General features: G+C 62.8%; 23 protein-coding genes. 12 read left to right on the plus strand and 11 right to left on the minus strand.

What is annotated here, in order from left to right; translation table 11 throughout:
• Positions 1-28: 28 nt before the first annotated feature.
• A complete protein-coding gene (locus HCN50_RS13875) occupies positions 29-1,288 on the minus strand; it encodes an MFS transporter (RefSeq protein ID WP_171710224.1) in 1,260 nt (419 codons plus the stop codon).
• Positions 1,289-1,940: 652 nt separating this feature from the next.
• Here HCN50_RS13875 and nirB point away from each other — a divergent pair.
• The 3 genes from nirB to HCN50_RS13890 are packed head-to-tail and all read left to right on the plus strand — an operon-like array spanning position 1,941 to position 7,405.
• Complete coding sequence (gene nirB, locus HCN50_RS13880) at positions 1,941-4,400, plus strand: nitrite reductase large subunit NirB (protein WP_171710225.1); 2,460 nt, start codon at positions 1,941-1,943, stop codon at positions 4,398-4,400.
• On the plus strand, positions 4,397-4,732 hold the full coding sequence (gene nirD, locus HCN50_RS13885) for a nitrite reductase small subunit NirD (protein WP_171710226.1): 336 nt from the start codon (positions 4,397-4,399) through the stop codon (positions 4,730-4,732). The genes nirB and nirD overlap by 4 nt, the downstream gene beginning before the upstream one ends.
• Before the next feature lie 12 nt (positions 4,733-4,744).
• On the plus strand, positions 4,745-7,405 hold the full coding sequence (locus HCN50_RS13890) for a nitrate reductase (protein WP_171710227.1): 2,661 nt from the start codon (positions 4,745-4,747) through the stop codon (positions 7,403-7,405).
• An 84-nt stretch (positions 7,406-7,489) separates the two neighbouring features.
• On the opposite strand, the gene HCN50_RS13895 is transcribed toward HCN50_RS13890, so the two are convergent.
• Together HCN50_RS13895 and HCN50_RS13900 are read right to left on the minus strand one after the other, a co-directional pair.
• A complete protein-coding gene (locus tag HCN50_RS13895) occupies positions 7,490-8,404 on the minus strand; it encodes a hypothetical protein (protein ID WP_235976958.1) in 915 nt (304 codons plus the stop codon).
• A gap of 194 nt (positions 8,405-8,598) precedes the next feature.
• The gene (locus HCN50_RS13900) at positions 8,599-9,237 is read right to left on the minus strand and encodes a TetR/AcrR family transcriptional regulator (RefSeq protein WP_171710228.1); all 639 of its coding nucleotides are present in this window, start codon (positions 9,235-9,237) and stop codon (positions 8,599-8,601) included.
• A 153-nt stretch (positions 9,238-9,390) separates the two neighbouring features.
• Between HCN50_RS13900 and HCN50_RS13905 the strand changes: the two genes are divergently transcribed.
• The 6 genes from HCN50_RS13905 to HCN50_RS13935 all read left to right on the plus strand — a co-directional run bounded on the left by HCN50_RS13905 (position 9,391) and on the right by HCN50_RS13935 (position 13,638).
• Complete coding sequence (locus HCN50_RS13905; protein WP_057853801.1) at positions 9,391-9,600, plus strand: ferredoxin; 210 nt, start codon at positions 9,391-9,393, stop codon at positions 9,598-9,600.
• A gap of 61 nt (positions 9,601-9,661) precedes the next feature.
• The gene (locus HCN50_RS13910) at positions 9,662-10,882 is read left to right on the plus strand and encodes a cytochrome P450 (protein WP_171710229.1); all 1,221 of its coding nucleotides are present in this window, start codon (positions 9,662-9,664) and stop codon (positions 10,880-10,882) included.
• A gap of 186 nt (positions 10,883-11,068) precedes the next feature.
• Complete coding sequence (locus tag HCN50_RS13920) at positions 11,069-11,494, plus strand: DOPA 4,5-dioxygenase family protein (RefSeq protein ID WP_171710230.1); 426 nt, start codon at positions 11,069-11,071, stop codon at positions 11,492-11,494.
• A 168-nt stretch (positions 11,495-11,662) separates the two neighbouring features.
• Complete coding sequence (locus HCN50_RS13925) at positions 11,663-12,655, plus strand: DUF2778 domain-containing protein (protein WP_171710231.1); 993 nt, start codon at positions 11,663-11,665, stop codon at positions 12,653-12,655.
• On the plus strand, positions 12,652-12,921 hold the full coding sequence (locus HCN50_RS13930) for a hypothetical protein (protein WP_171710232.1): 270 nt from the start codon (positions 12,652-12,654) through the stop codon (positions 12,919-12,921). The genes HCN50_RS13925 and HCN50_RS13930 overlap by 4 nt, the downstream gene beginning before the upstream one ends.
• Before the next feature lie 105 nt (positions 12,922-13,026).
• A complete protein-coding gene (locus tag HCN50_RS13935; RefSeq protein WP_171710233.1) occupies positions 13,027-13,638 on the plus strand; it encodes a nuclear transport factor 2 family protein in 612 nt (203 codons plus the stop codon).
• On the opposite strand, the gene HCN50_RS13940 is transcribed toward HCN50_RS13935, so the two are convergent.
• From HCN50_RS13940 to HCN50_RS13975, 8 genes are read right to left on the minus strand one after another with little or no spacing between them, the layout of a single operon-like run.
• Positions 13,631-14,671 (minus strand): uroporphyrinogen decarboxylase family protein, encoded by a 1,041-nt coding sequence (locus HCN50_RS13940; RefSeq protein ID WP_171710234.1) that lies wholly within the window; start codon positions 14,669-14,671, stop codon positions 13,631-13,633. The two genes, HCN50_RS13935 and HCN50_RS13940, sit on opposite strands and share 8 nt — an antisense overlap.
• A gap of 31 nt (positions 14,672-14,702) precedes the next feature.
• Positions 14,703-15,572 (minus strand): fumarylacetoacetate hydrolase family protein, encoded by an 870-nt coding sequence (locus HCN50_RS13945; protein ID WP_171710235.1) that lies wholly within the window; start codon positions 15,570-15,572, stop codon positions 14,703-14,705.
• Positions 15,572-16,234 (minus strand): polysaccharide deacetylase family protein, encoded by a 663-nt coding sequence (locus tag HCN50_RS13950; protein ID WP_171710236.1) that lies wholly within the window; start codon positions 16,232-16,234, stop codon positions 15,572-15,574. Before HCN50_RS13950 ends, HCN50_RS13945 begins: the two co-directional genes overlap by 1 nt.
• Positions 16,235-16,246: 12 nt before the next feature.
• Entirely contained in the window at positions 16,247-17,044 is a 798-nt protein-coding gene (locus HCN50_RS13955; protein WP_171710237.1) for an ABC transporter permease, read from the minus strand.
• A 7-nt stretch (positions 17,045-17,051) separates the two neighbouring features.
• Positions 17,052-17,849: an ABC transporter ATP-binding protein gene (locus tag HCN50_RS13960; protein WP_235976959.1), complete on the minus strand. Its 798-nt coding sequence runs from the start codon at positions 17,847-17,849 to the stop codon at positions 17,052-17,054.
• A complete protein-coding gene (locus tag HCN50_RS13965; protein WP_171710239.1) occupies positions 17,828-18,583 on the minus strand; it encodes an ABC transporter permease in 756 nt (251 codons plus the stop codon). The genes HCN50_RS13960 and HCN50_RS13965 overlap by 22 nt, the downstream gene beginning before the upstream one ends.
• A 10-nt stretch (positions 18,584-18,593) precedes the next feature.
• Positions 18,594-19,565, minus strand: coding sequence for an ABC transporter substrate-binding protein (locus tag HCN50_RS13970; protein WP_171710240.1), 972 nt, complete (start codon positions 19,563-19,565; stop codon positions 18,594-18,596).
• 46 nt (positions 19,566-19,611) lie between these two features.
• Entirely contained in the window at positions 19,612-20,301 is a 690-nt protein-coding gene (locus HCN50_RS13975) for a GntR family transcriptional regulator (protein WP_235976960.1), read from the minus strand.
• 240 nt (positions 20,302-20,541) lie between these two features.
• Between HCN50_RS13975 and HCN50_RS13980 the strand changes: the two genes are divergently transcribed.
• From HCN50_RS13980 to HCN50_RS13990, 3 genes are all read left to right on the plus strand, one after another.
• Positions 20,542-20,982, plus strand: coding sequence for a MarR family winged helix-turn-helix transcriptional regulator (locus HCN50_RS13980; protein WP_171710242.1), 441 nt, complete (start codon positions 20,542-20,544; stop codon positions 20,980-20,982).
• Positions 20,979-21,752: an enoyl-CoA hydratase-related protein gene (locus HCN50_RS13985; RefSeq protein WP_171710243.1), complete on the plus strand. Its 774-nt coding sequence runs from the start codon at positions 20,979-20,981 to the stop codon at positions 21,750-21,752. Before HCN50_RS13980 ends, HCN50_RS13985 begins: the two co-directional genes overlap by 4 nt.
• Before the next feature lie 99 nt (positions 21,753-21,851).
• Complete coding sequence (locus tag HCN50_RS13990) at positions 21,852-23,465, plus strand: GMC family oxidoreductase (RefSeq protein ID WP_171710244.1); 1,614 nt, start codon at positions 21,852-21,854, stop codon at positions 23,463-23,465.
• Positions 23,466-23,546: the final 81 nt, after the last annotated feature.

Raw genomic sequence — 23,546 nt, forward strand, 5'->3', positions numbered from 1 at the left:
CGCGGCCTCAGATTAGCTGCGCGTGTCGTCAGACCCGCGCTCCCGAAACGGCGCCCCATGTGGTGCGCCAGCGCACCTTGACCATGGCAAGTCCGAGAAAGCCAAGCAACGCCAGCAGGCCGAAAAACACGAAGCCCGCGCCGAAGCCGCCGGTCATTCCCTTGGCGATGCCGAGCGCCTTGGCAAGGAAGAAGCCGCCGATGCCGCCGGCGCATCCGACCATGCCGGTCATCAGGCCGATCTCCTGCCGGAAGCGGAGCGGGATGAGCTGGAATACGGCGCCATTGCCCATGCCGAGCGCGAGAACTCCGATCGAGAACAAGAGTACCGACATCCAGGCGATCCGCGGCATCTCAGTGAGCGCCCAGCCCGCCGGCGCCGGGGCAGCCGGTCCCTCCGGCATCAAGGCGATGACGAGATATGCCGCCACGACGACGCCAAAGAATATCGACAGGGAGCGGATGCCGCCGATGCGGTCGGCGATCAGTCCGCCGACCGGGCGGAAACCCGAGCCGAAAGCGACGATCAAGGAAACCAGCAGGCCTGCCGCGACGCCCGACACATGATACTGCACGGTGAAATATAGCGGCAGCGCGTTGGCCAGTCCGACGAAACCGCCGAACGTGATGAAGTAGAAGAACATGAACCAGCGGCTGTCGGGATCGCGCAGCAACGTGCCGTAAGCCCTCAGCGAAACCGGCTTCCGCTCGCCGGGCGCATCCTTGGCGGCATAGGCGTAGTAGGCGAGGATCAGCACCATCGGCACGAGCAGCACGCCGAACACGGCTTGCCAGCCCCAATGCTCGGCGATTGACGGCGCGAACATCGTGTCGAGCACGACGCCCATATTGCCGGCGCCGGCGATCCCCATCACCACGCCCTGATACTGCGGCGGATACCAGCGGCTCGCCTGCGGCAGCGCCACCGCGAACGAGGCGCCGCCGATGCCGAGCGCAAGGCCGAATATCTCCACCGAGAGCTTGCTCGGAAGTCCGTAATAGCAAACCCAGGCCGTCGCGGCGATGACGACGAGTTGCGCGACAATTCCGGTCCGCTTGGCGCCGAACAGATCGGCGAGCAGGCCCATCGGCACCCGCAGCAGTGCGCCGGCGAGAACCGGAATGGCGACGAGCGTGAACTTCTCGTCGACGGCAAGGTTCATGTCGCGGACGATGTAGACGATCAACGGACCAAGCGCGACCCAAGCCATGAAGCTTATGTCGAAATAGAGAAAGGCGGCGAGCAGCGTGGGCCAATGGCCGGCCTTCTTGAATTCAGCAAACTTCATCGAGCAGCCTCGAGCATCGGCGCGTGATACCGCGCGTGGCGCACGGCAATCTCGGCACAAAGGGATGAGTTTTGGGAAGCGAGCCGTCCTCGCCGTTGAGGCGCACTCTGATTTCGACGTCAGCAATTCGTGTGCCAGAGACACGAGCGCGCCACTTCGCAAGCATTTGCAGTACTTTGCCAAGCGTGCAGGAACCGCCCAAATGCGGTGGCTGCTCCGTTTGTTGGCAAAAGCAGCCGTTCGGGCGTGCAGTATGGTGTTTTATTATGCTGCGCCGCGGACCGATGGAAAAACGCGCCGGAATAGCCTCATTCCCTTGTAGTGCCGGTTCCGCGGGCAGGTAGATGCCGGACCATGGTTAAGCATTGGTGCTCTGCACAATGGATAGCCCGTGTGGGTGATTTTTGGGCATCCGTGAACGTGCAGATGCCCGCCAACTAACAATCCTTCGGCCGAACTCCGGCGCTGCATCCCGAAAAATTACAGATCCCGTGTTGGCACGTCTCTTGAATACGTAAAATCTCGATCGTCATAGTCGACGAGTCTCTGCCCGCCGATGGGCGCTCCCAATCATCAATACCACTTGCCGATCGGACGATGCAGGGCTGCATCGCCGAGCGGGACCATCGGAACCTGGATCAGAAGGCAGATCATGCTCAATAAAGTGAACAAGCCAAAATTGGTGGTGATCGGCAACGGCATGGCCGGCATTCGCACGGTGGAATTGCTGCTGGACCGCGCGCCCGATCTTTATGACATCACCGTGTTCGGCTCCGAGCCATACGGCAACTACAACCGGATTCTTCTGTCGCCCGTGCTTGCCGGCGAGAAGACCGTCGACGACATCATGCTCAACCCGGAGCAGTGGTACGACGATAACAGTATCACGCTGCGCAAGGGCGAGATGATCGAGATGATCGATCGGCGTACATGTGAAGTCGTGACGAGAGAAGGCGCGCGGGTGCCTTATGATCGCCTGCTGATCGCCACCGGCTCGAACCCGATCATGTTGCCGCTTCCGGGTAAGGACCTCCCGGGCGTCATTGGCTTTCGCGACATTCAGGACGTCGAGCACATGGTGCAGGCGTCGACGAGCTACAAGAATGCCGTCGTGATCGGCGGTGGTTTGCTCGGCCTCGAGGCCGCCAACGGGCTGATGAAGCGCGGCATGAACGTCACCGTCGTGCATCTGCTCGACACGCTGATGGAGCGTCAGCTCGATCAGGTCGCAGGTGGCTTGCTGCGCAAGTCGCTGGAAGAGCGCGGCATGGTTTTCAAGATGCCGGCGCAGACGGAGGCGATCCTGGGTACGGATCGCGTGACCGGCGTGCGCTTCGCCGATGGCGAGGAGATCCCGGCCGACCTGGTCGTAATGGCGGTCGGCATCCGCCCGAATGTCGAGCTGGCGCGCAAGGCCGGCCTCTATTGCGAACGCGGCATCGTTGTTTCCGACACTATGCAGACCTACGACGGGCGCATCTATGCCGTCGGCGAATGCGTGCAGCACCGGCGTCAGACCTATGGTCTGGTGGCTCCTCTGTTCGACCAGGCGAAGGTTTGCGCCAACCACCTCGCCATGAAAGGCTTCGCCAGCTACGACGGCTCGGTCGTTTCGACCAAGCTGAAGGTAACCGGAATCGATCTGTTCTCCGCCGGCGATTTCGCGCCGGGCGCAGACAAGGAAGAGATCGTGATGCAGGACGCCTCGCGCGGCGTCTACAAGCGGATCATTCTGCGCGACAAGAAGATCGTCGGTGCCGTGCTCTACGGCGACACCGTCGACGGCCCCTGGTACTTCCAGCATCTGCGCGACGGCACCGACGTTTCGCACATGCGCGAGCGGCTGGTGTTCGGCGCCGCCAATCTCGGCGATGGCGGCCATAGCGGCAAGAACTCGGTCGCCGCCATGAGCGACGAGACTGAAATCTGCGGATGCAACGGCGTCTGCAAGGGCACGATCGTCAAGGCGATCAGCGAGAAGAAGCTGTTCACGATCGACGACGTGCGTGCCCACACCAAGGCGTCGTCGTCGTGCGGTTCATGTACCGGTCTGGTCGAGCAGGTGCTCGCATTCACGCTCGGCGGCGATTATTCGGCAGCCCCGAAGGTCAAGCCGATCTGCGCCTGCACCGATCACAGCCATGATGACGCCCGCCGCGTCATCGTCGAGAATGGATTGAAGACCATCCCCGACGTCATGAAGTTCATGGACTGGAAGACGCCGAACGGATGCCACTCCTGCCGGCCCGCCCTGAACTATTATCTGCTCGCCACCTGGCCCGGCGAATATCGCGACGATCAGCAGTCGCGCTATATCAACGAGCGCGTCCACGCCAACATCCAGAAGGACGGAACGTATTCGGTCGTGCCGCGGATGTGGGGCGGCGTCACGACGCCGAACGAATTGCGCGCCATCGCCGACGTTGCGGACAAGTTCAAGATTCCGACCGTCAAGGTGACCGGCGGACAGCGCATCGATCTTCTCGGCGTGAAGAAGGAGGATCTGCCCGCGGTCTGGGGCGACCTCAACAAGGCCGGGATGGTATCGGGCCACGCCTATGCCAAGGGGCTGCGCACGGTGAAGACCTGCGTCGGATCCGAATGGTGCCGCTTCGGTACGCAGGATTCGACCGGCCTCGGCATCAAACTCGAAAAGTTCATGTGGGGCTCATGGACGCCGGCCAAGGTAAAGCTCGCGGTGTCCGGTTGCCCGCGCAACTGCGCGGAAGCGACCTGCAAGGATGTCGGCGTCGTCTGCGTCGATTCCGGTTACGAGATTCATTTCGCCGGCGCCGCCGGTCTTCACATCAAGGGGACCGAGTTCCTGGCCAAGGTGGCGACGGAGGAGGAGACGCTCGAAATCATCGCCGCGCTGACGCAGCTCTATCGCGAACAGGGCTGGTATCTGGAGCGCATGTACAAGTGGTGCGACCGGGTCGGTCTCGACGCCATCCGCAAGCAGGTGGTCGACGACGTCGCCAACCGCAAAGCGTTGTTCAGCCGCTTTGCCTATTCGCAGCAATTCTCTCAGAGCGATCCCTGGGCGGCGCGTGCCGAGCGCGGTGTCGACCGCAATGAATTCACCCCGCTGGCGGAGCTGGAACTCGTATGACGAAATGGATTGAAATCGGAGCGCTGAACGATATTCCCGTTCTCGGCTCGCGTGTCGTGCGGACGGCCTCCGGAAACATCGCGGTATTCCGGACCAGCGAGGACGAAGTGTTCGCGCTCGACGATCGCTGCCCGCACAAGGGCGGGCCGCTGTCGCAGGGCATCGTCCACAACAAGCGCGTCACCTGTCCGCTGCACAATTTTGTCATCGAACTCAGGAGCGGCATGGCAGTTGCGCCGGACGAGGGATGCACGCGCGCGCACCCGACCAAAGTGGAGAACGGCATCGTCTGGCTTTGCGTCCAGACGGCAGCGACAGTGCCTGCCGAGTGAGGGTGATCGCCCGTGCCCGTGAAGACAACCTGTCCGTATTGCGGCGTCGGCTGCGGCGTCATCGCTGACAGGAATGCCGCCGGCACGGTGACCGTCCGCGGCGATCCGCTTCATCCCGCCAATTTCGGACGGCTGTGTGCGAAAGGCTCGGCACTCGCCGAAACCATCGGCCTCGAGGGAAGGTTGCTTGCGCCCGTGGTCAACGGGCAGGAAACGGACTGGGATGCGGCGCTCGATTATGTCGCGCAGGGATTCGGCAGAATCGTCTGCGAGCATGGGCCGGATTCGGTCGCCTTCTATGTCTCCGGCCAAATCCTGACCGAGGATTATTACGTCATCAACAAGCTTGCCAAGGGCTTTATCGGTACCGCCAACATCGATACCAACTCGCGGCTGTGCATGGCGTCGAGCGTGGCGGGCCACAAGCGCGCATTTGGCAGCGACACCGTTCCGGGCTGTTACGAGGATCTCGAAACCGCCGATCTGCTGGTGCTCGTCGGCTCCAACGCCGCTTGGTGCCATCCGATCCTCTACCAGCGCATGACCGCCGCCAAGGCCAGCAACCCCGCGTGCCGGATCGTCGTGATCGATCCGCGGCGGACCGCGACATGTGACGGCGCCGATCTGCACCTGCCGCTTCGCTCGGGCAGCGATTCGGTGCTGTTCAACGGATTGCTCGCGCATCTTGCATCGCGTAACGCCATCGACCGCGCCTTCGTGGAGGGTTTCACCTCCGGCGCCGAAGCGGCGCTTCAACAAGTCGCCGGCCAGACGGTCGCGCAGACGGCCGATGTCTGCGGCCTGTCCGAGGGCGCCGTGGCGTTGTTCTTCGACTGGTTTGCCAGGACCGAACGGGTCGTCACGCTGTATTCGCAGGGCATCAACCAGTCGAGCAGCGGCGTCGATAAAGTCAATTCGATCATCAATTGCCATTTGTTGACCGGTCGGATCGGTCGACCCGGCATGGGGCCGTTCTCGCTGACCGGGCAACCCAACGCCATGGGTGGCCGGGAAGTCGGCGGGCTGGCCAATCAGCTTGCCGCCCATATGGAGATCGAGAACCCGAAGCACCGCGACATCGTCCAGCGGTTCTGGCAGTCGCCCGTTGTCGCTGACAAGCAGGGCCTCAAGGCCATCGACATGTTCGACGCGATCGCCGACCGGCGCATCAAGGCGGTCTGGATCATGTCCACCAATCCGCTGGTCAGCCTGCCGGATGCCGATCGCGTGCGCCGCGCGCTCGATTCTTGCGAGCTCGTTGTCGTCTCCGATTGCATGCGCCATACCGACACCACGCGTCATGCCCATGTATTGCTGCCTGCGCTCACCTGGGGCGAAAAGGACGGCACCGTCACCAACTCGGAGCGCCGCATCTCCCGGCAGCGCCGGTTCCTGCCGGCGCCTGGCCTTGCCAGGGCTGATTGGGAGACTGTCTGCGATATCGCCCGGCGCATGGGCTTTTCGGGCTTCGACTATCCGAACGTTGCCGCGATCTTCCGCGAGCATGCCGGGCTTTCCAGTTTCGAGAACGAGGGAACGCGCGATTTCGATTTGTCCGCGCTGAAGACGCTCGACGATCGCGCCTACGATGCGCTTACTCCGATCCAGTGGCCGGTGACGCGGGAATATCCGACCGGCACGCCGCGGATGTTCGAGACCAACGAATTCTTTACCGCCGACCGCAAGGCCCGTTTCGTGCCGGTGACGCCGCGTGCTGCGGTAAACGCGACGAGCCGCGATTATCCGCTGGTGCTCAATACCGGACGGGTTCGCGATCAATGGCATACGATGACGCGGACCGGAAAATCGCCGCGGCTATTGGCGCATGCTTTCGAGCCTTGCGCAGAATTTCATCCCGACGATGCGCGTATAGCCCGCGTTGAAAATGGCGGGCTCGCACGGCTGACCAGCACCTGGGGCGAGATGGTGGCGCGCGTCGTCGTCACCGCTGAGCAGCGGCGCGGCTGCGTGTTCGTGCCGATGCATTGGAACGGCGAGTATGCCGGCGACGGCCGGGCCAACGCGCTGGTCAATCCAGCGATCGATCCGATCTCCGGACAGCCTGAGTCCAAGCACACCCCGGTCAAGGCGGCAGCTTACTTGCCGAAATGGCACGCCTTCATCCTCAGCCGACAGGAGATAGAGCGCCCCACCGCGGGTTATTGGGTCGGTGGGCGATCAGGGACCTGCTGGCGGATGGAACTCGCCTTCGACGAGCGGCCGCCGAGCTGGCGCGATTGGGCGCGGGCACAGCTCCGCGTCGGAGATGACGACATCGAATGGATCGCCTATCGCGATCCGAAGGTCGGCCGCTTCCGCTACGCCGCCGTTCGAGACGGCAGGCTGGAGGGTTGCGTGTTCATCGCGCCGGACCACAAGCTGGTCTCGCGGTCGTGGCTGTCCGGCTTGTTTGCGGAGCAGGCCCTCGCGCCGAATGCGCGGATGTCGCTGCTAACAGGGCAGCCAGTGGATGCCGGTCAGGATATCGGACCGATCGTCTGCTCGTGCTTCGGCATCGGCCAGCATCAGATATCCGCCGAAATCGTCAAAGGGGCGGCCAGCGTCGACGACGTCGGCCGGTGCCTGAAGGCCGGCACCAATTGCGGCGCCTGCAAGCCGGAGATCAGCAAGCTGCTGCGCAGTGCGGCCGTACGAGAATCTCACCCCGCTTGAGAATGGCCCGAACGTCGGCCGGTGCTGGCCGATCAAACGCCTGTTGCTGGAAGATCGGCCTGCGTTCCTGCCGCGGCTTCGCTGCTAATTCTTGATCGCATAAAGCGGCGTTCGCAGCGTGAGCTGGTAGGACGGCTTCGGCGTCCATGCGATCTGCGCGGTGATGCCGAACAGACGGTTGTCGTCATCGTCCATGCGGTCGAGGTCGAACCGCACGATCGGCTGCGTAAAGGCAGGAAATGGCGTCAGGTTCAGAAGCTGCGCGCCGTCGAAGGATTGCACGCCGAAGCGGCCGGTCAGCTTCCAGTTGTTGTCCCACTGATAATAGCCGCCGACGTAGCCGATGATGTCTGGGTTGACGTGCGCGAGTGGAGTATCGACGAGGATTCTGGCGTATTGCGCACCAGCGAGCAGGCCGCGCGTCTCATCCGCGTTCAGCGCGTAGTCCGCTTCGAGGATGGTGTTGTAGGCGGTCGTGGCCAGTGGCGCGTCTGAAATCGATCGCGTCGCGTTGGACTGGATGGTGATGGTCGGGAACATTCCGCCGTTCTGCTGATAGATGTCGGCCTGGAACCCGACGGTAAAGCTGAAGATCGCGAAATCAGTCCACGGACCGGTGCCGGTCTGCGAGGAGCCGCCGCTGACGCCGCCATAGATCGAGAGTTGATCGTTGACATCGACCGTCAGCGGGAGGTCCACCGAGATGCTGCGGCTGGAAGGCGTGGTACGGGTTCCGAGCGAGGAAAGATTCGCCAGCGTTGACAACAATGGAGGCGTGCTGAATCCGATCGAGAGCGAACCAGATGGCAGCGTCGAATAGATGGTTCTCATATCGAGGTAGAAATTCGGCAGCGCCGGTCTTGCTTTGGCCGTATCCCCGTCGTCGCCATCGTCCTCTCCAAGGGCTGCGCCGGAAAGGCACAACGACAGCAGTACGCCGAGCGCGACGCTTCTTGCTGGCCCGCGTTGCGTGGGATATCTGGTACAAATGGTGCTCAATCGACGCCGCCTTTCCAGCCGAGATGACCATTTGGTCGCGGCGAATACAAGCAGCGGCCGCTGCGCGGGTTTCGATCGCAGCAGGTGTGGCGCTTTTGCGGTTTGTGGGCAAATTGACCTAGGCCGACGCCAACGGTTTCCTGCCGTCACTCTGCCGGCCGTGGCTTCGTCGTCATGACGGTCCTCGCCGTCCGTCATGAACCAGCCTTGCCGGCCTTCTCGATGGCGACCGACAGCGCGAGCTTTGTTTCTCGCACGATGTCCTCGACCAGTTCTTCCCGGCTGACATGGGCAACCTGGCCGGTGAGCAGGCCCTGTTCGGCGAGCATGACCACGCCGTGCAGCGAGGCCCAGATCTTCAAGGCGCTGCGCTCGCGCAACAGTCCGACGGCGGGCGCCTCCAGGGCTTCCACCAGGAGCTCGAAAGTCTCCATTGCGGCGCTGTGCAGCTCGCTGCCTTTCGGCGCGCATGCCATGGTTCGCGACGCGAACATCAGGCGATAAATGCCGTTGCGGCGGAGGCCAAAATCAAGCGTGAGCTGCGCGAAGCGCGACAGCTTCGACTGCTTCGAAGGCTTTTCGATTGCCGCACGCATCATCGCGCTGAACTGACGGAATGCTTCGGCCGTCACAGCCGTCAGCAGCGACTCGCGATCTGCAAAATGCTTGTAGGGCGCCGGCTGCGAGACGCCCAGTTTCTTGGCAAGTGCGCTGATGCTGATCGCTTCGGGACCGCCAAGCTCGACCTCGTGCAACGCAGCCTGAACCAGGGCATCACGGAGATCCCCATGGTGATAGGCATTCAATGCTTTACGTGCGGGTCGAAGCGGCATCCGGTTCCATGATCTATAACTTTTGCCTTGACAGCACAACGGCACCGCGAATGTAATATGATATAACTTCGCGGTGCGCCGGCGGGTCTATGCCGTCGCGTCGCGAAAAGGCAGCGCGAGACAAATGCGTGCCGCAAAAAAGGGGAAACGCTGATGGCCGGAAAGCTGAAAATCCGCGTCGACCAGGACAAATGCCAGGGGCACGCGCGCTGTAAATCACTCGCACCCGAGCTGTTCGATCTCGACGAATTCGGCAACGCGCACGAAGTCGGCGATGGCTCCGTGCCCGCGGGCCTGGAAGACAAAGCCTGGCTCGCTCAAAGCAACTGTCCCGAGATTGCTATCGAAGTGACCGAGGAATAGTCCGGTCCCGAAATCGATTAATCCACCTGGATCTTAACGAACCAAGAGAGGGATTGCTCCGATGTCCGATTCCGCCAGCATCATGCCCGAACACCCCCCGGTCACCGACTGGATCAACGATTTCGACCACACCGATCCGGCATGGACGGAGGACCCGTTTCCGATCTGGGAAAAATTGCGCGCGGCTTCACCGGTCGTTCACACCGATCGGTTTCTCGGCTGCTACATGCCGACTACCTATCAGGCGGTGAAGGAAATCGCCTACGACACCGATCACTTTTCATCCCGGCGCGTCATCGTGCGCGACGTTCGCCCCGAAATCACGGCCAAGGCGCCGCCGATCACGTCCGACCCGCCAGAGCACAAGCCTGCCAAGCAATTGCTGCTGCCGCCGTTCACGCCGGACGCGATGAAGAAGCTCGAGCCGCGCGTGCGCGCCATCTGCAACGAGCTGATCGATGAATTTATTGCCGACGGCAAATGCGATGCCGCCGCGCGCTACACCAAGCATGTTCCGGTGCGCGCCATCGCGCATATGCTGGGCATTCCGGAAAAGGACGGCGATCTCTTCATCAAGTGGATTCATGGCATCCTCGAACTCGGCATCAAGGACGACAACGCGCTGATGGAGGCGGTGAAGGAGATGACCGGCTATTTCGCCGGCCACCTCGAGCAGCGGAAGAAGCAGCCGACCGACGATCTGATCTCGACCTTGATGAAGGCAAAGGACAAGGACGGAAACCCGCTGGCGGACGAGCACGTGCTGGGTTCGCTCCGGCTGCTGTTGATCGCAGGCATCGACACCACGTGGAGCGCGATCGGCTCCTCGCTGTGGCACCTGGCGAAAACGCCTGCGGATCGCGAGCGCCTGGTCAAGGAGCCGGAACTGATGCCGCTCGCGGTGGAAGAACTGTTGCGCGCCTATTCGCCGGTGACGATGGCGCGCGAGGTAATGAAGGAGACGACCGTCAGCGGCTGCCCGGTCAAGCCCGGCAACATGGTGCTGTTGTCCTTCCCGGCTGCCAACCGCGATCCCGCCATGTTCCCTGATGCCGACAAGGTGGTGATTGACCGCAAGGAGAACCGCCACGCCGCGTTCGGACTCGGCATTCATCGCTGCGTCGGCTCCAACCTCGCGCGCATGGAAATGACGGTTGCGATCGAGGAATGGCTGAAGCGGATTCCGGATTTCAGGCTCGATCCCGCCGGCAAGGTCACATGGTCGGAAGGGACCGTGCGTGGCCCGCGCCAGCTACCGTTGCTGTTCGGCAAGGCGAATTGACCGTGCGATGGCCCGCCTGACGATAGCGACCGAGATCGACCTCGACGCCGCCGCCGGGATGACCGTCCTCGAGGGCGGCAAGAAGCGATCGGAGTGATTGAACGCGCTCTCGTCTGTGCATTGACCACGCGGGCGGTTGGCGCGATCATCGACCGTTCAAAAGCAACGGCGGCGTGGAGCGCCTGAATGCCGGATGAGCCGAAAACCACCGGTCCGCGACCACTACGCGAGATCGCCAGCTATCACGCCCACATCTATTACGATCCGGCGACGACGCGGGCTGACGCCGAACAATTGCGAACCTGGATCGGCGAGCGCTTCGCAGTCACGCTCGGAAGGTGGCACGACGTCAAGGTCGGGCCGCACGATCAGGCCATGTACCAGGTGGCCTTTGCCCGCGAGATCTTCGCCGAGCTGGTGCCCTGGCTCATGCTCAACCACGGCAAGTTGAGCGTTCTGGTCCACCCCAATACGACCAATCCGCGCCGCGACCACCTGGCCGACCCGATCTGGATCGGGCCGGCGCTCGCCGTACACGGCGACAAATTGCCGGAGCATGCCGAAATGGAGCAGGCGCCGGTGCCCAATACCAATCCGGTTCTGCAGCCCTGACGAGACTTCCGCTCTGCGGAACGATAGCGGAGTAAAGTTCAAGGGCCGCCTACGGGTGGACGGCTTCCGCTCGTCTCGATTATGCCTTACTTTGGTTTGCATTATGGTGGGGTTATTCGGCGAATCCTGGGAATCAGACGTGATCTCATAGCGCCGAGCCGGGGATAGATGGGTAGGTCGAAGACCAGCGCAGGCGGGCTTGCTTCGAGCCGTGGTAGCCGATTGCTCCGCGAGGCGGCGTTCGGCACCGCGGCGCTCGGCATGGCATTGGGGCTGGCTGTCTGGGTGACCGATTTCGATCTGGCCGGTTGGATTAACCCAGCGTCCGCTAATGTCGGCCCCACGCCCTCGTTCGACGAGCGCTTTGGTCCGAGCTCGGCGCGCCGTTCGCTGGCCATGAGCTACCCCTGGCGGCCGGCCGCCCGTTCGCAACGCGCGGATTTTGATGCGGAGTTCGGCCACATTGAAAGCCAGCTAGGGGGCTGGCAATTGCGTGAGGCGCAGAGCGATACGCCCCCGGCGCCCGCCCCGACGGTCGAAGTGGCAATCCCGCTGCCGAGATCACGCCCGGTACTGGCTAATCTTCAGCCGATGCGGAGCGATCCGCCGACCGTCTCGTCCGACAACCGCACGATGTTCGACAAGCTGGCTGATCTGGTGCCGATGCGCTTCTCGCTGGCGTCGCTGACGCCGGGTGACGGGCTGCTCGGCGAGCGAAAGGATCTGACGGCGCTTGGCTATGACGGTCAGACCGCCGTCTACGATATTTCGGCGCGTACGGTGTATTTGCCCAATGGCACCAGGCTTGAGGCGCATTCAGGGCTGGGCAGCCTGATGGACAATCCGGCACATGTCGACCAGCGCATGGTCGGCGCGACGCCGCCGAACGTCTATGATTTGAAGCCGCGCGAGAAACTGTTTCATGGTGTCGCGGCGCTGCGCATGACGCCGGTGGGTGAAAACGAAATGCACGGGCGAAACGGCCTGCTCGTGCACAGCTACCTGCTCGGGCCCAACGGCGATTCCAACGGCTGCGTTTCGATCAAGGATTACGACAGATTCCTGCAGGCGTATCGGAACGGCGAGGTCAAGCGGCTCGTCGTGGTGCCGAGCCTGCGCGAAGGCCTGACCGCGTCGCGGCGTTCACCATCTCCGTCATGAGGGTCGTCGCAGGCGACGCTTCGGATTCCGACACGCCGCTGCGTGCGGTTTTCAAGATCAACCTGAACGGCCAGACGGTATCGATTGCCACCGTCGGCCAGGCCTATCGCTTCATCACCAATCTCTCATCGATCGAATGGATCGAATTCCGCGCGCTGCATGCGGACGCGGTCAATACGCTGCAACGTGCTGCTGATAATGCGATGCTGACCGTACAGGCGACCAACGCACTGCGTGCACTGTTCGTTCGCGCCAAGCTGTTGTGAAGCCGCGACGCTATCGGCCAACTTCCGATTTGCTTGCCTTGGCAGCGGACGCGGGCGCGGCTATGCCTTCTCGGCGCTTGAGAGATTTATCAAGGAAACGTCCGCATGCCCGCTAGCCACGCCGAGATTGAAGATGATCGCCTGATACGGGAACTGTTGCAGAACTGGGCGGTCTGGCGCGATGCCGGCGACTGGGAGCGTTTTCGCACCGTCTGGCACCCGGACGGCCGCATGATGGCGACCTGGACGCAGGGCACCGGCGACGAGTTCATCGAGATCAGCAAACAGGCCTGGGCCAAGGGCGTCAGCATCCTGCATTTCCTCGGCGGCATTTCGGTCGATCTCGCAGGACCTCGCTCCATCTCGCAGACCAAGATGACGATCTCACAGCGCGCCGAGGTCGAAGGCGTGCTGTGCGACGTGCTCTGCACCGGCCGGTTCTACGATTTCCTCGAAAAACGCGACGGCCGCTGGGGCATCGTGCTGCGCCAGCCGATCTACGAGAAGGATCGCATGGACCCGGTCACGCCCGGCGCGACGCCTGTCCTCGACAAGGCGCTGCTCGAGCAGTTTCCGCCGGGCTACCGCCACCTCGCTTATTTGCAGACCCGCATCGGTTACGCCGTCAAGCGCGACATGCCGGGCCTGAAAGGGCCCGAAGTCGAGGCCTTGTATGCGCGCGGCGCGGCGTGGCTGCGCGGCGAGCCGCTTAGCTGATCTGCTTGCGGACGATCGCTGCCGCGTCGCACATCGCCTTCAGCTTGCCGAACGCGACGTGGCGCGGCAGGTATTTCATGCCGCAATCGGGCGCGACGACCAGGCGATCGGCCGCGACGTGCTTCAGGCCATTGCGAATGCGGCCTGCCACGACCTCCGCCGGTTCGATCTCGGGATTGCCGAGGTCGAGCACGCCCAGCATGATCTTCTTCGACGACAGATCCTTGAGCACACCGAGATCGAGCTTCGGCTGAGCCGCCTCGATCGAAATCTGCTCGGCCTTGGTGTCGGCGAGTTCGGCGAGAAAGGAATAGCCGGCCGGCTTGGTCGAGCCCGGCACGACCGCAGCATAACCAAAACAGAGATGCACCACGGTCGGCACGGTGATGCCCTGCAAGGCACGGTTGATCGCCTTCACGGCATAGCGGCGGGCGAGGTCGGGGTTGTTGCGCACCCAGGGTTCGTCGAGCTGGATCACGTCGGCACCGGCCTGCTGCAGGTCGAGCGCCTCGGCGTTGACGGCTTCGGCAAAAGCCATCGCGAGCTCCTCGTCGTCCTTGTAGTACTCGTTCTTCGCCTGCTGGCTCATCGTGAACGGGCCCGGCAGGGTGATCTTGGCCGCGCGATCGGTATTTTGGCGCAGAAATTCCATGTCGTGCAGCTCGATCGGGCCGCGGCGTTTCACTGGACCTACGACACGTGGGACGGGCGTCTGATGCCCGCTACGCGAGGTAATGATGGCGGGATTTTCGTCGTTGACGCCCTCAAGTGCGGTAGCAAAGCGGTTGGAATAGCTTTCGCGGCGGATTTCGCCATCGGTCACGATGTCGATCCCGGCGCGCTCCATATCCCTGATGGCAACGATGGTGGCGTCGTCCTGCGCCTCCTCCAGATGTTCGGCGGGCAGCCGCCACATCGCATGCATGCGCGTGCGCGGCACCACCTTCGACAGCATCGCGCGATCGACCAGCCATTCCGGCTGCGGATAGCTGCCGACGACGGTGGTCGGCAGCAGATGCTTTGGCAGGTTCATGGCTGTCTCCTTGCTCTTGCGTTCTCAATTCTTAGGCCGCGCGTGTCGCCGTCATCGCGGCCTCGTCCTTGACCGGATTGCGCAGCACGCCGATGCCGGAAATCTCGACCTCCACCACGTCGTCATCCTTCATCCAGAGCGGCGGCGTGCGGTAGGCGCCGACACCACCGGTGGTCCCGGTGACGATGACGTCGCCGGGAACGAGCTCGGTAAAGGTCGAACAATAGGCGATCAGGGCAGGGACGTCGAAGACGAGGTCCGAGATCGGTGCGGCCTGTACCTCAACGCCGTTGAGGCGGGTCGCAATCGTCTGCTGGCTGATATCTGGAATTTCGTCCGTCGTGACCATCCATGGGCCGAACGCGCCGGTGCCGACAAAATTCTTGCCGGGCGCGAATTGCGAGGTGTGGCGCTGCCAGTCACGGATGCTGCCGTCATTGTAGCAGGCATAGCCCGCGACATGGGCGAGCGCCGCCTCGCGCGAAATGCGACGGCCGGCCTTGCCGATGATGACGGCCATCTCACCCTCGTAATCGAAGCGCTCTGATTCCAGTGGCCGGATCATCGGCTGGCCGCCGCCGACCTGGCTGTTGGCAAAGCGGGTGAAGATCATCGGGTGCGGCGGGGTGGGATGACCGCTTTCAGCGAGGTGCGTGGCGTAGTTCACGCCGATGCAGAAGATCTTGTCGGGATCAGGCACCGTCGGCAGCAGTTCGATTTCGGCCAGCGCGTAGTCGGGACGTTCGCTTTGCAGCGCCTTCAGGGCGTCGAGCGATCCGTTCGTGAGCAGTGCCTTCAGGGTCGGCCACTGCTTCAGCCGCTTGCCGGCGTCGATGATGCCGGCGTCTGCCACCAGGCCGTAGGTTGCGGTCTGACCTGCCTTGAAACTCGCGATCTTCATTATTTGGCACTCTCTTCGATGGAGGAAACATAGGATTCGATGGGGCATACGATTTCGCCGGAGCGGATCGGAACGCAATCGGGCGGAAAGTCCTGGCGGAAGCGCGCGCCGGCTTTCTCGGCGCGGTCGACAAAGCGTTCGAGGTGGTCCATTGCGCCGCTCGGAAGGTCGTGCAGAACCATCAGGCTCCATGGCCGCGACCGGCACTGCTTCAGCGCCCGGTCGGCCCAGCCGGTTGGATCGTCCCAGTCGCGCGGGATCGTGTTCCAGAGCACGCAGCTATATTTGTCACGCGTGAGGTAATCGACCACGGATGGCTTCAGGAGCCGTTCGTCGAGATTGCCGCCACCGCCGAACGGCCGGAACCAGCGATTGGCATGCGCGAGGTCGCCAATCGCGGCCTGCGTCCGGCCGATCTCGTTTTGCGCCGTATCGGCTGCGCGTTGCTGTCCGAGCGGCACAGAGTGCGTGAAAGTATGGTTGCCGATCCAGTGACCTTCTCCATGCGCCCGCTCCGCCAGCTTGCGACGTTCGCCATCGCCGAGCTTTTCGCCGATCACGAAAAAGGTCGTCTTGATGTCGCGCTCGCGCAAGATATCGAGCACGTGCGGCGTTACGCCGGGCTCGGGACCATTGTCGAATGTCAGCGTCAGGTCGAACACGCCACCACTCCGTCAGGTCGCCGGCTGCAGGGCGGCCGGTGCGATTTCTTCAGCGCTCTGCCCGGCGCGGGTACCGGTTTGCCAGATCGCCGCCTTGCCCTCGATCCATTTGATCGCAGCGTTGAAGGCGACCGCCATCGCCAGAACCAGGAGAACGCCGGCAAACACGTGCGGGCTATCGAGGATGGTGCGGTAGCGTGAAATCAAATAGCCGATGCCGGCGGACGAGATCAGCATTTCCGACACGACGACACCGACGATGACGAGCGCACCGCCAACGCGCAGCCCTGAGAGCACGGTCGGAATTGCCGCCGGAATAATCACGCGAACCAGCCGCTGGCTCAGCGTCGCGCCCATGCTGCGGGCGGCTAGCAGCAATTGCGGATCGATAGTCTGGATGCCGGCCGCCGTCGCCAGCATCGTCGGCAGGAAGCCGTAGATCGAGGCGAAGGCGATCTTGGATTCCGATCCGATGCCGAGCCAGACGGTGAACACCGGATAAAGGATGACCAGCGGCACCGCATACAGGCTCGAAACCATCGGCATGATCAGGATGCGCGGCCGCGGCAGGCTGCCGACGACGGCGCCCAGCAAAATGCCGCCGCCGCAGGCGAATGCCATCGAGATCGCGACCTCGTAGAGCGTCACGGCCAGGGCATGAGCGTATTCGCCCGCCTCGTTCCAGCCGGCTGCCAGGGTTGAAGACAGGGACGGCAGGAACAATTCCGGAATGAAGCCCATGCGCGGCAGGATTTCCCACAGCGCGATCAGGCCGATCACGATCAATCTGCGAACGGACGCCGCGCTCATGCCAGCCTCATGCCGATTTGCGGATATGGCGCCAGATGCGATCGCGCAGGCTACCGAAGGCATCACCGCTCAGCATCTCGTAGGTGCGCGGGCGGGGCAGGGGGACCTGCAAGTGATCGACGATGCGGCCCGGCCGCGGCGACATCACGATCACCTCATCGGCGAGATAGACCGCTTCCGTCAGGCTATGGGTCACGAATACCACCGTCTTGCCCGTCGCCGCCCAGATCCGCAGCAGCTCGTCGCCCATGGTCATGCGGGTCTGTTCGTCGAGCGCGGCGAACGGCTCGTCCATCAGCAGCACCGGCGGGTCCTGCACCAGCCCGCGCGCGATCGAGACGCGCTGCTTCATGCCGCCGGACAACTCATGCGGATGGCGCTTGCCGAAGCCGTCGAGGCCGACCAGCTTCAGCGCCTCCTGCGCCCTGGCGCGGCGATCGTTCTTGCTGATACCGCGCAGTGCCAGTGGGAACTCGACATTTTCTTCCGCCGTCAGCCAGGGAAACAGGCTGGCTTCTTGAAACACCACGCCGACCCGGTTCGGGTCCGGCTCCGGGATCGGTGCGCCGCTGATGGTGATGGTGCCCGAGGTCTGCTGGCGCAGGCCCGCCATCATCATCAGAAGCGTGGATTTGCCGCAGCCGCTCGGGCCGACCAGCACGACGAAGCGGCCGGGCTTGACGTCGAGCGAGACGTTGTCGAGCGCGACGACGTCCTGCGTCGTGGTCTTGAAGACCTGCCCGACATTGCGGACCTCGATCGCGCCGGCCGGCTTCAGCGGGGCTATGTTCGCCAATGGCTGCATCGTGCTTCCACCCATCTGACCAGTTCGTTGAAAGCAATGGCGATCGCGGCAATCATCACCACGCCGGCCAGCAACTGCTTCATCTGGAAGTTCTCGCCCCAGGTCGCGATCTGGTGTCCGATGCCGTCGCGCGAGGCGTACATTTCGGCGAGGATGACGCCGGTGAGATTGAAAATCATGGAGATCCGCAGCGCCTCCAGCAGAACCGGAAGCATGCTCGGCAGGTAGACGCGGAACGCGGTCTGCATCGGCGTCGCGCCATAGGAGCGGGCGACGGTGAGATGTTCGACCTTGACCGACTCCACCGCCGTCGTGGTCGACATGATCACAATGAATATCGTCGAGAAGAAGCCGAAGCCGACCTTCTGCGAGAAGCCGACCCCGAACACCAGGATGAACATTGGCAGGAAGATCGACTTCGGAATGCTGAACGCGAAGAACAGCAGCGGCTTTGCTACTTCCGCAAAATAGCGGTTCTCTGCGATCAGGAAGCCGATCAGCGCGCCGACGGGAACGGCGAGCGCGAACGCGGTCACCACTTCGGTGGCTGTGACTGCCAGATCCTTGCGCACACTCGCGCGCTGCAGGAGATCGCCAAGCGTTGCGAGCGTGTCGGAGGCGGAAGGAAGCAGGCGCGGATTGACGATGCCGGTTCGCGACAGGATCTCCCATATCGCAAACAACGCCACCACGATGGCGACTCTAGCCGCCTTAACGCCTAGCCCGCTTTGCATTGCGTTGGCCTCAGAACTTGGTCAGAACCGGCTTGAACTGCGTCGAGATGATCTCGCTGGCGGGCCCAAGATCTTTCATGCCGCCGGCCTTCGCCATGTCGAGCGCGAGCTGAAGTTGCTCCGGAATCTTCGGCCCGTCCATGGCGCCGTCGGTTTCCAGCTTCATGATCGTGTTCTCATATTCCAGCGCGGCGATCTCGGCGGGAATTTCATAGAGCTCGGTGATCAGCTTGACAGAGGCGTCCTTGTTGGCGCGCATGAACATCAGCGCGCCATAGAGCGCATTCAGCGTCTTCTGCACGAGGTGCGGTTTATCCTGCACGTATTTGTCAAGCGCGATCCAGCCGGCGGCGAGATTCGGCGGCACTTCCTTGGAGAAGTCGAGGATGGTGCGGGCCTCGCCCGATTTGGAGATCTGGAAGCTCAGCGGCGAATAGACCACCGCCGCATCGACATTGCCGGCAAGCAGGTTGGGCACCAGGCCGCCGCCGCCGACCGGCACGCGGGTGAATTCGATCTTCTTGTCCTGCTGCGTCCACAGTGCCAACAGGTCGGAGCCGGAACCCGCGGAGGTGATTGCAACCTTCTTGCCGTTCAGGTCCTTGACGCCGAGGGTCGATTTCGAAAGCGTCATCAACTGCCAACCATAATAGCCCATGGCGGCATTGGCGAGCACCTTGGAGTTCACGCCCTTCTTGCGTCCGGCCGATACCAGCGAGGTCGCATCGAGAATGACGTCGGCGGCGCCTGCCGCCATCGCCTCGAAGGTCTCCGCGCCGCCCCGATAGATCGTCAGCTCAGCCGCGATGCCTTCCTTCTCGAACAGTTTTTGCCGCACGGCTGTTTCCGCGATCGTTGTCGGCCAATAGGTCTTGGTCGGAAGCCCGATGCGGACGGTGTCGGCGGCCTGCGCCATGGCCGATGCGCCTAGTACGGTTACGGCCGTGATCGTTGCCAATATGTGGCATCGCGTGATTTTCATGGTGACGTTTCCCTTTGCTTTTCTTGATTGGTTGGTCTTGGAACGATCAATCAATCGCCACCCCGGGCGCTTTCGGTGTGGCGAGCTCGACGAGATGCATGGTCGTCATGAAATGCTTGGAGAGGGCCGCGACCGCGGCATCGGCGTCGCGCTTGAGCGTGGCGCGCACAATCGCGGTATGTTCGGCCTCGACGTCGCGGGATTTTTCAGTATCGCGCCGGATCGAGAGCCTCCGATAGCGCTCGCTCTGCTCATGCAGCACGTCGCGAAAGCCGAGCAGCCATTGCGAGCCGCAGGCGCTCACCAGCGTGCGATGAAAGATACGGTGCCGCACCACCCATTCCTCGTAGTGATGCGTCGGATCGTCAGGGTAGGTGTAGGGCACCGCGCAAAGTGCGCTGAAAGACTTCTCGACCGAGGCAAGCCAGCCCGCGTCGCCGCGCTCAATCGATCGGCGCAGCGCCAGTCCTTCGATATCGACGCGGGTCTGCGTCACGTCGCGAAGGTCGGCCGGCGATACCGGACTGACGCGAAAGCCGCGCTGGTCGGAGGCCTGTACCAGTCCGTCGGCGACCAGCCGCGACAGCGCTTCGCGGACCGCGGCAAGACTGACCGAAAACTGTTTGGCGAGACCCGCGATATGCAGCTTCTGACCGGGCGACAGCCGGGTCGAGAGAATGTCGGCGCGCAGCCGCTCCTGAACGGCGGACGTCAGGCTCCGAGGCCGTTCGCCCAAAAGGTTCTCAGCAAAACTCAACCCGATGCTGCTCATGGCGGCGCAGACTGACCAGAGAGCGGGAAAACGTCAATCGAAAATCGATTTTTCTTCTAGCGCATTGGATACACTTTCATTTTCTGGCCCTGGTCGAGCGGCCGAGGTTTTTCAGAGACCGTCGTTCCGAAAATTGAGTGACAACCGTCCAATAGCGGCATAGATATTTCGCATGCGAAATAAATTCGCGGATCCTGTATTTAAATGAATCCCCGTCGCGAGCATCGTCTGGTGTTTCTGCTCAATGTCGCGCAGCGCCGGCTGCAGCGCTGGATCGCGGCGCAGACCCACGGAAGCGGAGTCACAGCCGCGCAGTCGGGATTGCTGTTTGTTCTGGGCCAGCGCGACGGTGTGCTGATCGGCGAGGCGGGGGCGGCGCTCGATCTCGGCCCTGCAGGCATCAGTGGGTTGGTGGACCGGATGGCAGCGGCGAACCTGATCAGGCGGCGCGCCGATCCAGATGACGGACGTGCATGGCGGCTCTGGCTGACGCCGGCCGGCCGCGCCGCGCTGGCGCAGGCAAAAGCTGGGCTCGCCGAAGTCAATGCACGCCTCACAGACGGATTCACCGAAGTCGAGATCGATGTCGTCGCGCGCTGGCTCGCCAGCCTGCAGAGCAAGTTTCCCAAAGGAGAAGACGAATGACCGAGCATATCAAGATCGAGAAGAGTGATGGGATTCTCAGCCTGACGATGGCGCGGCCCGACAAGAAGAATGCCCTGACCAATGCGATGTACGGCGCGCTGGCCGACGCCATGGAAGCAGCCGAGACTGATCCTTCCGTGCGTGTCCTGCTGATCCGGGGCGAGGGCGACATGTTCACCGCAGGTAATGACGTCGGCGAATTTGCGGCCATAGCGACGGGCGCGTTTCAGGGCGAGCGGCACGTCGGCCGTTTCCTGCAGGCGCTTGCACATTCGAGCCGCCCGCTGGTCGCCGCCGTGCAGGGGCGTGCCGTCGGCATCGGCACTACGATGCTGCTGCATTGCGATCTGGTCGTGCTGGCCGAGAACGCGCTGCTGTCAACGCCATTCGTCAATCTAGCGTTGGTGCCGGAAGCGGCTTCCAGCCTGTTGATGCCGCTTCGCATCGGCTATGCACGCGCCTACGAAATGTTTGCGCTCGGCGAAGCGGTCGATGCCAAATCCGCGTTCGCTTGGGGGCTCGCCAACCGCGTTGTGCCGCTCGACAAGCTCGATGGCGAGGCGATGGCTCTCGCCGCCCGCCTCGCCAGGCAACCGGCAGGAGCTGTCAGCACCACCAAGCGGCTGATGCGCAACCCCGAGCTGCTGCTGGCGCAGATCAAGGCAGAAAGCCAGCAATTCGCGGAGCGCTTGAAAACCGCTGAGGCGCGCGAGGCCTTTGCCGCGTTTGCCGAGCGGCGTCCGCCGGATTTCCTGAAATTTGCCAGCTAGTCCGCGCAACTGCGTTCTTCCCCGCCCGCGACCTCGAGGCAATTGACCGCCCGCGGCGGCCCCGCTACCTGTTTTAAGGTTGCGTGCGGGGGAAACAAAATGAACAAGAACAATGAAGCTTCCGAATTCGATTACGTCATCGTCGGCGCCGGCTCAGCCGGGTGTGTGCTTGCCAATCGATTGACGGCCAACGGCAGGCATTCCGTATTGCTGCTGGAGGCGGGACCAAAGGATACCAACCTCTGGATCCACGTGCCGCTCGGTTACGGAAGGCTGTTCAAGGAAAAATCCGTCAACTGGATGTACCAGACCGAGCCGGAGCCGGGCTTGAACGGCCGGCAGGTGTTCCAGCCGCGCGGCAAGGTGCTCGGCGGCTCCAGCTCGATCAACGGTCTCCTGTATGTGCGCGGGCAGCATGAGGACTACGACCGCTGGCGCCAGCGTGGCAATGCCGGCTGGGGCTATGACGACGTGCTGCCCTATTTCAAGAAGGCCGAGAACCAGCAGCGCGGCGCCGACAAATATCACGGCATCGGCGGTCCGCTGCCGGTATCCGACTGGCGACATCATGATCCGTTGTCGGAAGCATTTGTGGTCGCGGCTGCGGAGGTCGGCATTCCGACCAATCCCGACTTCAATGGTGCGACCCAGGAAGGCGCGGGCTTTTTCCAGACCACGACAAGGCGCGGCCGCCGCGCCAGCACGGCGTTCTCCTATCTGCGTCCCGCCAGGAAGCGACCCAACCTGCACATCGAGACGTCAGCGCTGGCGCAGCGCATCCTGTTCGAAGGCCGCCGCGCCAAGGCAGTCGAATACAAGCAGGACGGCCACGCGCGCACCGCGCGGGCGCGCAAGGAAATCCTGGTCTCCAGTGGAGCGTATAATTCGCCGCAATTGCTGCAGCTCTCGGGCATCGGGCCGGCGGATCTGTTAAAACAGCACGGCATCGAAATCTTGCTCGATGCGCCCGGCGTGGGCAACGATCTGCAGGATCACATGCAGGTCCGCCTGATCACGCGCTGTTCGCAGAAGTGCACGCTCAACGATGTCGTCAACAATCCGATCCGCAAGATGATGGCGGGCATTCAGTATGCCGCCTCGCGCAAGGGTCCGCTGACGATTGCGGCCGGCACATCGGGCGCTTTCTTCAAGACCAGCCCGCGGCTGGCCTCGCCCGATATCCAGATTCACTTCCTGCCGTTCTCGACCGACAAGATGGGCGAGAAGCTGCACGCGCTTTCCGGCTTCACCGCGTCGGTCTGCCAGTTGCGTCCCGAAAGCCGCGGCTCGCTACGCATCAAAAGCGCGGATCCTGCCGTGCCGCCGGAAATCCGCATCAACTATCTCGCGACCGAAACCGACCGCCGCGCCTTCATCGACGGCATCCGCATCCTGCGCCGAATTCTTGCGGCGCCAGCGCTGAAGGCCTACGCGGTCGCGGAGGTCGATCCCGGTGCGAAGGTGCAGAGCGACGACGAATTGCTGGACTTCTGCCGCCGCACCGGCAGCACGGTCTATCACCCGACCTCGACCTGCCGCATGGGCAACGATCCGCTCGCCGTCGTCGACCAGCGCTTGCGCGTTCGCGGCATCGAAGGCCTGCGCGTGGTCGATGCGTCTGTTATGCCGGACCTGATGTCGGGAAATACCAACGCGCCGACGATCATGATCGCCGAGAAGGCGTCCGACATGATTCTGGAGGATGCGCGGTAGGCGCCGACACCAGCGGCAAAACACCGATGTCATGATCCGCGACAGCGAATGATCCAGTATTCCGTGACATCTCGATTCAAA

It is taken from the genome of Bradyrhizobium archetypum (assembly GCF_013114835.1).
GTDB classification, from domain to species: domain Bacteria; phylum Pseudomonadota; class Alphaproteobacteria; order Rhizobiales; family Xanthobacteraceae; genus Bradyrhizobium; species Bradyrhizobium archetypum.

Bases quoted from the DNA above. Each gene is read 5' to 3' on its own strand.
- HCN50_RS13910 (WP_171710229.1), top strand. From the start codon at position 9,662: ATGTCCGATTCCGCCAGCATCATGCCCGAACACCCCCCGGTCACCGAC.
- nirB (WP_171710225.1), top strand. From the start codon at position 1,941: ATGCTCAATAAAGTGAACAAGCCAAAATTGGTGGTGATCGGCAACGGC.
- HCN50_RS13920 (WP_171710230.1), top strand. From the start codon at position 11,069: ATGCCGGATGAGCCGAAAACCACCGGTCCGCGACCACTACGCGAGATC.
- HCN50_RS13905 (WP_057853801.1), top strand. From the start codon at position 9,391: ATGGCCGGAAAGCTGAAAATCCGCGTCGACCAGGACAAATGCCAGGGG.
- HCN50_RS13970 (WP_171710240.1), bottom strand. From the start codon at position 19,565: ATGAAAATCACGCGATGCCACATATTGGCAACGATCACGGCCGTAACC.
- HCN50_RS13965 (WP_171710239.1), bottom strand. From the start codon at position 18,583: ATGCAAAGCGGGCTAGGCGTTAAGGCGGCTAGAGTCGCCATCGTGGTG.
- HCN50_RS13940 (WP_171710234.1), bottom strand. From the start codon at position 14,671: ATGAACCTGCCAAAGCATCTGCTGCCGACCACCGTCGTCGGCAGCTAT.
- HCN50_RS13945 (WP_171710235.1), bottom strand. From the start codon at position 15,572: ATGAAGATCGCGAGTTTCAAGGCAGGTCAGACCGCAACCTACGGCCTG.
- HCN50_RS13935 (WP_171710233.1), top strand. From the start codon at position 13,027: ATGCCCGCTAGCCACGCCGAGATTGAAGATGATCGCCTGATACGGGAA.
- HCN50_RS13925 (WP_171710231.1), top strand. From the start codon at position 11,663: ATGGGTAGGTCGAAGACCAGCGCAGGCGGGCTTGCTTCGAGCCGTGGT.
- HCN50_RS13955 (WP_171710237.1), bottom strand. From the start codon at position 17,044: ATGAGCGCGGCGTCCGTTCGCAGATTGATCGTGATCGGCCTGATCGCG.
- HCN50_RS13980 (WP_171710242.1), top strand. From the start codon at position 20,542: ATGAATCCCCGTCGCGAGCATCGTCTGGTGTTTCTGCTCAATGTCGCG.
- nirD (WP_171710226.1), top strand. From the start codon at position 4,397: ATGACGAAATGGATTGAAATCGGAGCGCTGAACGATATTCCCGTTCTC.
- HCN50_RS13990 (WP_171710244.1), top strand. From the start codon at position 21,852: ATGAACAAGAACAATGAAGCTTCCGAATTCGATTACGTCATCGTCGGC.
- HCN50_RS13875 (WP_171710224.1), bottom strand. From the start codon at position 1,288: ATGAAGTTTGCTGAATTCAAGAAGGCCGGCCATTGGCCCACGCTGCTC.
- HCN50_RS13985 (WP_171710243.1), top strand. From the start codon at position 20,979: ATGACCGAGCATATCAAGATCGAGAAGAGTGATGGGATTCTCAGCCTG.
- HCN50_RS13960 (WP_235976959.1), bottom strand. From the start codon at position 17,849: ATGCAGCCATTGGCGAACATAGCCCCGCTGAAGCCGGCCGGCGCGATC.
- HCN50_RS13900 (WP_171710228.1), bottom strand. From the start codon at position 9,237: ATGCCGCTTCGACCCGCACGTAAAGCATTGAATGCCTATCACCATGGG.
- HCN50_RS13930 (WP_171710232.1), top strand. From the start codon at position 12,652: ATGAGGGTCGTCGCAGGCGACGCTTCGGATTCCGACACGCCGCTGCGT.